This is a genomic window from Paenibacillus qinlingensis, assembly GCF_031455095.1.
GTDB classification, from domain to species: Bacteria; Bacillota; Bacilli; order Paenibacillales; family NBRC-103111; genus Paenibacillus_E; species Paenibacillus_E qinlingensis_A.
Map to the genome: position 1 here is coordinate 147,881 of NZ_JAVDSB010000015.1, position 8,362 is coordinate 156,242.

General features: G+C 47.6%; 7 protein-coding genes and 1 pseudogene. 4 read left to right on the forward strand and 4 right to left on the reverse strand.

Annotated features, from left to right (window positions below; translation table 11 throughout):
• Positions 1-68: 68 nt before the first annotated feature.
• Positions 69-1,424, forward strand: coding sequence for a dicarboxylate/amino acid:cation symporter (locus J2736_RS27570; protein ID WP_310501788.1), 1,356 nt, complete (start codon positions 69-71; stop codon positions 1,422-1,424).
• A gap of 72 nt (positions 1,425-1,496) precedes the next feature.
• Here the strand turns inward: J2736_RS27570 and J2736_RS27575 are convergent, their stop codons facing one another.
• From J2736_RS27575 to J2736_RS27585, 3 genes are all read right to left on the reverse strand, one after another.
• On the reverse strand, positions 1,497-1,655 hold the full coding sequence (locus J2736_RS27575) for a hypothetical protein (RefSeq protein WP_310501789.1): 159 nt from the start codon (positions 1,653-1,655) through the stop codon (positions 1,497-1,499).
• A 341-nt stretch (positions 1,656-1,996) separates the two neighbouring features.
• Positions 1,997-3,256, reverse strand: a complete 1,260-nt coding sequence (locus J2736_RS27580) for a BaiN/RdsA family NAD(P)/FAD-dependent oxidoreductase (RefSeq protein WP_310501790.1) — start codon at positions 3,254-3,256, stop codon at positions 1,997-1,999.
• Positions 3,257-3,460: 204 nt separating this feature from the next.
• Positions 3,461-4,375 (reverse strand): FAD:protein FMN transferase, encoded by a 915-nt coding sequence (locus tag J2736_RS27585; RefSeq protein WP_310501791.1) that lies wholly within the window; start codon positions 4,373-4,375, stop codon positions 3,461-3,463.
• Positions 4,376-4,605: 230 nt separating this feature from the next.
• Between J2736_RS27585 and J2736_RS27590 the strand changes: the two genes are divergently transcribed.
• Both J2736_RS27590 and J2736_RS27595 read left to right on the forward strand, forming a co-directional pair.
• A complete protein-coding gene (locus J2736_RS27590) occupies positions 4,606-5,289 on the forward strand; it encodes a response regulator transcription factor (protein WP_310501792.1) in 684 nt (227 codons plus the stop codon).
• Positions 5,286-6,800, forward strand: coding sequence for a sensor histidine kinase (locus tag J2736_RS27595; RefSeq protein ID WP_310501793.1), 1,515 nt, complete (start codon positions 5,286-5,288; stop codon positions 6,798-6,800). Before J2736_RS27590 ends, J2736_RS27595 begins: the two co-directional genes overlap by 4 nt.
• Positions 6,801-7,399: 599 nt before the next feature.
• Here the strand turns inward: J2736_RS27595 and J2736_RS27600 are convergent.
• Positions 7,400-7,792, reverse strand: coding sequence for a DoxX family protein (locus tag J2736_RS27600; RefSeq protein ID WP_310501794.1), 393 nt, complete (start codon positions 7,790-7,792; stop codon positions 7,400-7,402).
• Positions 7,793-8,030: 238 nt separating this feature from the next.
• On the opposite strand from J2736_RS27600, the pseudogene J2736_RS27605 reads away from it, so the two are divergent.
• A pseudogene (locus J2736_RS27605) lies at positions 8,031-8,362 on the forward strand (hypothetical protein); the annotation flags it as partial.

Below are 8,362 nucleotides of genomic sequence, written 5' to 3' on the forward strand. Positions count from 1 at the left end.
TATGTGAGTTGTCATATATTTATCACAATTAAACCGAGTTATCTTATAGGGATTAGGAGATGTCCACCATGCAAAACAACTTAGTTAGTGCATTTCAAACAAACTGGGTCAGTTTAATCGTTTCATTAGTAGTGATCGGATTTATTTATTATCTAGGCAGAAAGAGAGTCAGTTTCGGTAACCGAGTATTCATCGGTTTAGGACTTGGTATCATCGCGGGGGTTATTTTTAATCAGGCAGGTCTGCAATTTAAAAGTGTTAGCACGATCGGAACGATTTACGTTAACCTGATCAAAATGCTTGTAATGCCATTGGTATTTATTCTTGTCATTAATAGTATTTCGTCGTTGTCCAGCATGAATCAACTTCGCAAACTAGGTTTCAAAACGATTGGTTGGTTCCTACTTACAACCGGTATCGCAGCTGTAATCGGTCTACTAGTCGCATTGGCGATTGATCCAGGTAATGGCATCGCACAAGCGGTTCCGAAGGATTTTAAAGCCAAAGAAATCCCTACATTCTCTCAAGTTATCTTGGATTTGGTACCTTCCAACCCAATTAGCGATATGGCGAGTGGTAAGGTTGTACCGGTTCTCATCTTCGCAATTTTCGTAGCTGTAGCAATCGTGTCTATCGGTTCCAAAAAACCTGAAGCTGTAGCATCTGTAAAGTCGTTCATTTCTTCAGCTGCTGCTGTTATGCACCAAGTTGTTAAGTATGTTATTCGTTTGACACCTTATGGGGTGTACGCGTTGATCGCGGCGATGGCTGCTAAGTATGGTTGGGAGACGTTGGAGCCATTAGCTAAAATTATTTTGACTTCCTACGTGGCGTTAATTATTCACTTCGTATTGGTATTCGGTGGACTTGTGCTTCTAGTAGCGAAAGTTAACCCTATTAAATTCTTCAAAAAAGCATATCCAACTATCGCAGTTGCATTTACAACACGTAGCAGCTATGCAACACTGCCAGTGAATCTTGAAGTTATTACGAAACGTCTTCGCGTATCACCGCGAATTGCTAGCTTCGTGGCACCGCTTGGGGCAACGATGAACTTCAACGGCTGTGGTGGTGTTTGGCCGGCGGTCGTAGCGATTTTCGTAGCAAAAGTATACAATCTTCCATTAGGTATTTCTGAGTATCTATTGTTGATCCTAGTAGCTGTAATCTCCTCCATTGGGGTGGCTGGTGTACCAGGTCCTGCATCCATTTCAACAACGGTTGTATTGACTGCACTTGGCTTGCCGCTTGAAGGTATGGGTCTAGTTCTAGGCGTTGAAGCTTTGATCGACATGGGTCGTACAGCTGTAAACGCAACAGGTACTACAGTTACAGCATTGCTTGTAGCTGAATCCGAAGGCGAATTTGACCGCGCTGCGTTCGATCGTGACGAGGAAGAAGAATTAGAATTGGCAACTGCTTAATCCATAGACATGCAAAAAGACGAACAGCACCTCAGTGTGTGTTCGTCTTTTTGGTTTGTGACGATGTATCTGCTAAAACAACGGGAAAACGTACCGGACAAGGAAAAATAACAGTCCGAAAGTGATAATGATATACGCTGCATATCGAATAAAAGTAGATGCAACAAGTCCCTTGTCATATTTCTGCTCAATTCGCTTTTGTTCAATGTCCACGCTTTTCATCGGTTCCATCGTTTTCAGCTCCCTTTACTGGTATGGGGGTTGACCTCTATAGGAGATAATACCCGTTTGGGTGGGAACTGAATCACCTTAGACGCCCATGAGCAAATTAGATGGAAAATTTACAGGTAAACTAGCTAATTTCACTTGGTATATCCATTTAAATGGAAAAACTCCAGCTAATTTCTGCTCATTCGTCCATTTCAACGAAGATGTGCAAAATTAGCTGGAGGAAATCCAGTTATTCCAAATAAATGATGTTTTGTATGCAAAATAACTGTAGTTTTTCCAGTTAATGAAGTTCAAGAGCGACGGGAGTGGATCTACTATGTAATAGTAGGCATCACCTAGTCTTAATCCATCATCGCCGCATGCGTCCCCGCCATATATCCCGTCGAGAAGGCTGCCGTAATATTATATCCGCCGGTGTATCCGTGGATATCGAGGATCTCTCCACAGAAGTAGAGACCTTGAACCAGCTTGGATTGCATCGTACTCGGATCTACTTCTTTGAGAGTGACACCGCCGCCTGTGACGAAAGCTTCCTCCAAGGAAAGCGTCCCTTTGACAATGACGGGGAATGCTTTCATAAGTTTACATAGCTCCAGCCACTTCATCTTCGGAATGTTGTCGTACGTCAGCAGCTCGTCCAGCTCCGACTTCGCAAGCAACAGTGGAATAAGCCGCTCGGAGAGCAGGGACTTGAGCACGTTTTTAATCGCTTTCTTCGCATCGCTTCGAGCGAGCGCCATGCTCTCGTTATACACCTGGTCGGTGCTGAGATCAGGGAACAAATCCACCGTGACGAGCACTTCCTTGCGCTCGGATTTGTTCAGTTCCTTCACGACGAACTGGCTGCAGCGCAGCGCGATCGGCCCTGACAAGCCGAAGTGGGTGAACAGCATATCGCCGCGATGCGCGATAATCGGCTTCCCCTTCGCGTTCAGGACGCTGAGCGTCACGTCGCGCAAGGACAGTCCTTGCAGCTCGCGGCTGCGGATGAAAGCCTCCTTCGAGGTTAACGGAACCTCAGTCGGAAACAGCGGCGTGATGGTATGGCCACCCGCCTCAGCCCACGCATAACCGTCTCCCGTGGAGCCGGTATGCGGCACCGAGCACCCGCCGGAGGCGACGATCACAGCGCGGCTGTGGATCGTCTCTCCGCCTTGCAGCTGAACGCCGCTTATGCGGTCGTCCGCGTACAACACCTTTTTGACCGGACTGTTGGTCCGGATCTCCACACCCTGGCGCCGCACTTGGCCGATTAACGCGTCTACAACGGTTTTGGCCTTGTCGCTGATGGGAAACATCCGACCATTGTCCTCTTCTTTGAGGTGGATGCCGAGATTTTCAAAGAAAGCGATAATATCCTTATTCCCAAAATGGGTGAATGCACTATAAAGGAATCGCCCGTTACCGGGGATATGCTTGATCAATTCATCCATGTCTTTGTTGTTCGTCACATTACATCTGCCGCCGCCAGATATGCCTAGCTTACGTCCCAGCTTATCGCCTTTATCGACGAGCAGCACTTTTGCGCCGTCTCTGCTAGCTGCAATGCTAGCCATGAGGCCAGCAGAACCGCCGCCAATTACGATTACATCATATGTCATTCCCTAAAGCCCCTGCCTCGCGTATTTTCTATATCATAGCATGGTAAGAGCTAGATATCCAAAAGATACACACAGTACGTGGATAACTTGTTGATAAAACAACCGTTTTTGTGGGTAAGTTGCACATCGTCTGTGGACAAAGCATGGTGAAATGTGGATAACATCCGCTTTTTTCTAATTCCATCCACAGACGGTCTTTATCAGTTAAACACCATCAACCGGCAAATTGCTGTCGCTGAAATGGAAATGATCCACCTGCAGGTCCAGCCAACGGTGTCCAAGGGAGGCTTCTCTTCCATAGTAGTGAAGCTCCTCTTGTTTAGAAAGCACAATAGCTTCACAGGCTGTGCTGCGTTTGGCAAGCAGGGAAAGCCCAGCCTCTAGTCCGAGTGAGCACAATAATCGCGCCCATACGTGGCATTCCACGAGATCTTGACCAGCCACGGAGCATTGCAGCACATCGCTGCTGCCTGCAACATGCCCTTTTTCCATCGGGCTGTACGTAGAGAGACCACCTTCCACCATGACAAGCGCCCCTAGCTTGGTATCGGCGTGCCATGGATTTTGAATGCCAATCCGCCATGGCTTCTGCCGTGGACTGGATTGTCCCCATACCGTGACATCACTGTCGGCTAGCATGAGCCCTTGTGGAAACGAAAAAGTTTTCTTCATATAATCTGTCAAACGTTTCAATGACCAGCTTTTCTCGATTCCTTGCAAATGAATATGCGTGTGCTTTGGCAAAGTCACGGATTTGGTTAACGGATTAACCTTCCAACCCTGCGCGGCAGGTACGGATATAACCTGTGAGGCTTCTTCCTCTTTATATAGAAGAGGCGCGTAATTGCCATCGGTGATGGCTTGATACATTTCGGCGAGGAAAAGCACCTCTAGCATGGTATTGGAAACAAGGCAGGTTTCTCCGGCCAATGTATTTAAAAGGTTAATTTCACTGTCAGCGAGCCCTGGGCTAAAACGCCTTTCCTCACGCCCAAACCATTCACGCCCGATTTCTTGAATGCGCAGCTGCTGCCGCTCTTCACAGGGGAGTAAGAGCTCAATGGCGGAGTCCAACGTTTGAAAATGAAAAGGGAGGAAGGTGTTTGTTGTCATTGTCATCAGGAATTCCTCTTTTCTGTCGTATCCTGTATTCTATGGCATCAGTATAAAAGGCGTAACTGAGATTCAAATGATCGTTAGCTGAAAAAGCGCTGAAGATTTGCCAACTCGCCATTATTTTTTGCAACTTTCAGCTAGCGTTCAGCCGCCGCTCAGATTGCTTTTAGGCAGGATATGGGATACTGATTGTAGAAGTCGTGTATGAATGATATCCGGGGGAGACGATACACATGCGTCAGTTAAAAGGGATTAAAATTTTACTCGTCGACGACGAGCCGCATATCTTAGAATTTCTAGAACTAGGACTTACGAATGAAGGCTTTGAAGTTATGACTGCACAGGATGGCATTAGTGCAATCACAGCTTGTAATAAATTTCAGCCGCACATTGCGATTTTGGATGTTATGATGCCGGGGATGGATGGTTTTGAGGTCTGTCGCATGATCAAAAAAACGGACAACATCGCCGTTATTATGCTAACTGCCAAAGATGAAATCGATGATCGGGTGAAAGGGCTCACGCTTGGAGCCGATGATTACATGATCAAACCGTTTAGCTTTGAGGAGCTGCTGGCGCGGATCTATGCGCGGATTCGGAACCATTTTCCAAACCTATTCGGGGAAGTTGTGATTGGGCCTCTTCGCATGGATGATCGCCGCAAAGAGATTAGTATGCATGATCGGATCTTAGAGCTGTCGCCAACGGAATATGAGTTGCTGAAATTTATGGCAATTAACCATGGCCTCGTGCTAAGTAAGACGATGATTTTGGATAAAGTGTGGGGCTATGATTTTGGCGGTGAAGAAAATATTGTAGAAGTGTACATACGCTCCCTGCGCGAAAAGCTTGGAGATAAGGAGCATAAGCTGATTCGCACGATTCGCGGAGCGGGCTATCGGATGGATTTGGCATGAAGGCGCGTGGTTGGTTAGCCAAAGTTGCGGAGACTCGGTCCTTAAAGTTCCAAATTTTATCTCGTACGCTATTGGTCATGTCCGCGCTCTTGCTGCTAATTGGTGTGTTTCAATATGTGTTCATGCAGCAGTTTATGTATCAAAATAAAGCAGAAACGATTCGCAATCAGCTAGCGGCGCTCCCACCTAACGTCTGGCTTCGGGCTGAGCAAGGGCCAGATAAGGGAACGAGTCCGTTCCTCCCTAAGCAGGATTTCACGCGAAACAATCGGCAAGATGGTTTTGGTGAAGGACCGCGGATTTTTGTGCCGGATTTAACGATTGCACTGATCGATGACAAAGGGACTTATAAACTTGTTTCCTCACAGGATGAACAGTCGACTTTGGAGCTTGCCAAGGAAGAATATTTGAACATCCTGCAAAAGAGAACGAAGAAGCAGGACCATCTGATCTTGAAAGACAGCAAGGGGAATGAACAGTTAGTCGTCTTCCATCAAATAGGAGGAGGAGAACCGGAACGTCCCCGCGGCTATCAAGCACTTATTCAAGCGAGTACAAGCACAGGTCCTATTAAAGATGTCCTTATGAGGCAGCTGCTTACGTTTTTATTTCTATCCATGCTCGCCATGGTGATTGGTTTGCTAGGATTTTTGCCAGTATTACGGCGGACGCTTGTGCCACTGTCTAATTTGGTGGACACGGTGAAGCGTATTGATTCGGGTAACTTGAATGAACGCTTCCCTGATCATCAGGGGCAGGCGGAGATGGATCGTTTGGCGACTTCGTTCAACAGTATGTTAGAGCGATTGGAATTTTCATTTGAGGCGGAAAAGGAAGCGAAGGAGCAGATGCGCCGTTTTGCTGCGGATGCTTCGCATGAGCTACGCACGCCGTTGACGTCCATTCATGGCTTTCTGGAGGTATTGCTGCGCGGAGCGTATCAACAGCCTGAACCGCTGCTGAAAGCGTTGAAAAGCATGCACGGCGAATCGGTGCGCATTAATAAATTAGTCGAGGACCTGCTGCTGTTGGCGAGGTTGGATCGAACGCCTGCCTTCCAGAAGTCGGAGGTAGCGATGGACGACGTGCTGCATGAGATGGAGCACCAGCTGCGTCTGCTCGCAGGAGAGCGAACCGTTACGTTCCTCTTAGAGCCGGAGACACTTTGTCAGTGTGATCCGGACAAAATCAAGCAAGTCATCCTCAACTTGTTCCACAATGCTGTTCAGCATACACATCCTGAAAACGGAGAGGTACGATTGTCCCTGACGCGAACGGATATGGGCGTGGAAATCGCGGTTCATGATAATGGACCTGGGATAGCGCCAGAGCATATTGCGCATTTGTTTGATCGGTTTTACCGCATCGATTCCTCACGTGCGCGGCGCAGCGGGGGAGCTGGCTTGGGCCTATCCATAACTCGCGCCATCGTGGAGCTGCATGGCGGCATGATCGGTGTGGAGAGCGCAGTAGGCGAGGGAAGTACGTTTATCGTGCGTTTGCCGCGATAACTAGGATTGGACGGAAGTGCGAGGGAAAGGCTGGCGTGGATGCGCCAGCTTTTTTTTGCGCTATCGCGCGAGCTCCCAGCCCGCGGTGTGGCGTCGCATGGCGGTCGTCAACAACACGTATGGCGTGCGATTGGGTTGGTGCGGCGATAGGAGGGGAGTAGAAGGTAGAAAAAAGTTGAGAAAATATCAGGGGAAGTAGAAGGGGATTGGCTCTCAGGTAGCTGGATTTGTGCTGTGTGGGAAGTCGCAGGAATAATAACTGGATTTCCTCCATTTAATTTGTGGGGATATCCTGATTTCCGCTAAATAGATGGATTTTGCAGCTACTTGTAGCTGAAACGGCTGATTTGGCTAAATAGAACAAATTAGCTGTAGAAAATCCAGTTAAACGTCGATTACGGGTATTTATCTGGAAATTAACTGGAGTTTTTACAGGTAATCGTTGAAGGGGGAGGGAAGTAGAAGGGGATTGGCACTCAGGTAGCTGGAGTGATCGCCAGCATTCCACCTCCTATGGTAGGCATTCGAACAGTTTACGTTCCGAATAAGCACACAAAAAGGCCAACCGACAAAAGGTTGGCCTTCTTGTGCTTCAACAGCTAAGAGATGAGCTTGCGGCTGCGCGGGCGGAGTGCCCATGAGGCCATGACGAGGGCCAGAAACACCAATGGCTGTGCAGCGAGTGTGAGGCTGTCGCCATTCAAAATATGCGAAGCCGCTGCGCCAGACAGCTCAAAGAAAAAGCCAGCGTATGCCCATTCTTTTAGCCGGGGAAAGCGAGGGATCAGGATGGCGATGACGGCCATCAGCTTCCAGAAGCCGAGAATGGTTAATACGTACTCGGGATAACCGAGATCGGCTAGTGTGGCGATTTGCTGCTCACCATGCGTGAGGAAGAAAAAGCCGCCAATGACGAAGCTTGCAGGTCCTAGAATAGTTGTCACCCAGTAAGCGATCAGTTTGTTGCGTTCTTTTCGATAAGACATCATCATCGTCCCCTTTATTCGAAATCGTGCTGATTATTCCTTATTCTACCACGAAAATACGAAAAACGAACACCAGTACGTAAAAAAACGTCCGTTATTTTCCATACCATTTTCAGCCAATTCTCAGAAAGCTCTCAACCAACCTTCAGTTTATACTCAGATGGGTTTCAGGTAAGGGGCCTATACTAGGTTTTGTAAGGGAAACACAATCACACAAATCTAAAGTTGAGGTGGAATCATAATTATGAAAAAAATCAGCAAAAAAATTCTCGCAGGTTCACTAGTCGCATCTTTTGTCATCGGAGTTGGCTTCGTAGGAGCCCTACATAATGAAGCGTTCGCAGATACAGTAGTCGGCAATTCCACAAGTACGGCAGCTCCTAAAGCAGGTTATGGTGGCAAAGGCTTTGGCGATAAAGGCCGTGGACAAATGGGAGATCGCGGTGGCTTCCGTGGCGGCAATGTCATTAAACAAACGGCTACAATTCTAGGCGTTGAAGAAAGTGCTGTGCAAGAAGCACTTAAGGCTGATAAAACATTAGCAGCTTTTGCTGTTGAAAAAGGACTGACAAAGGA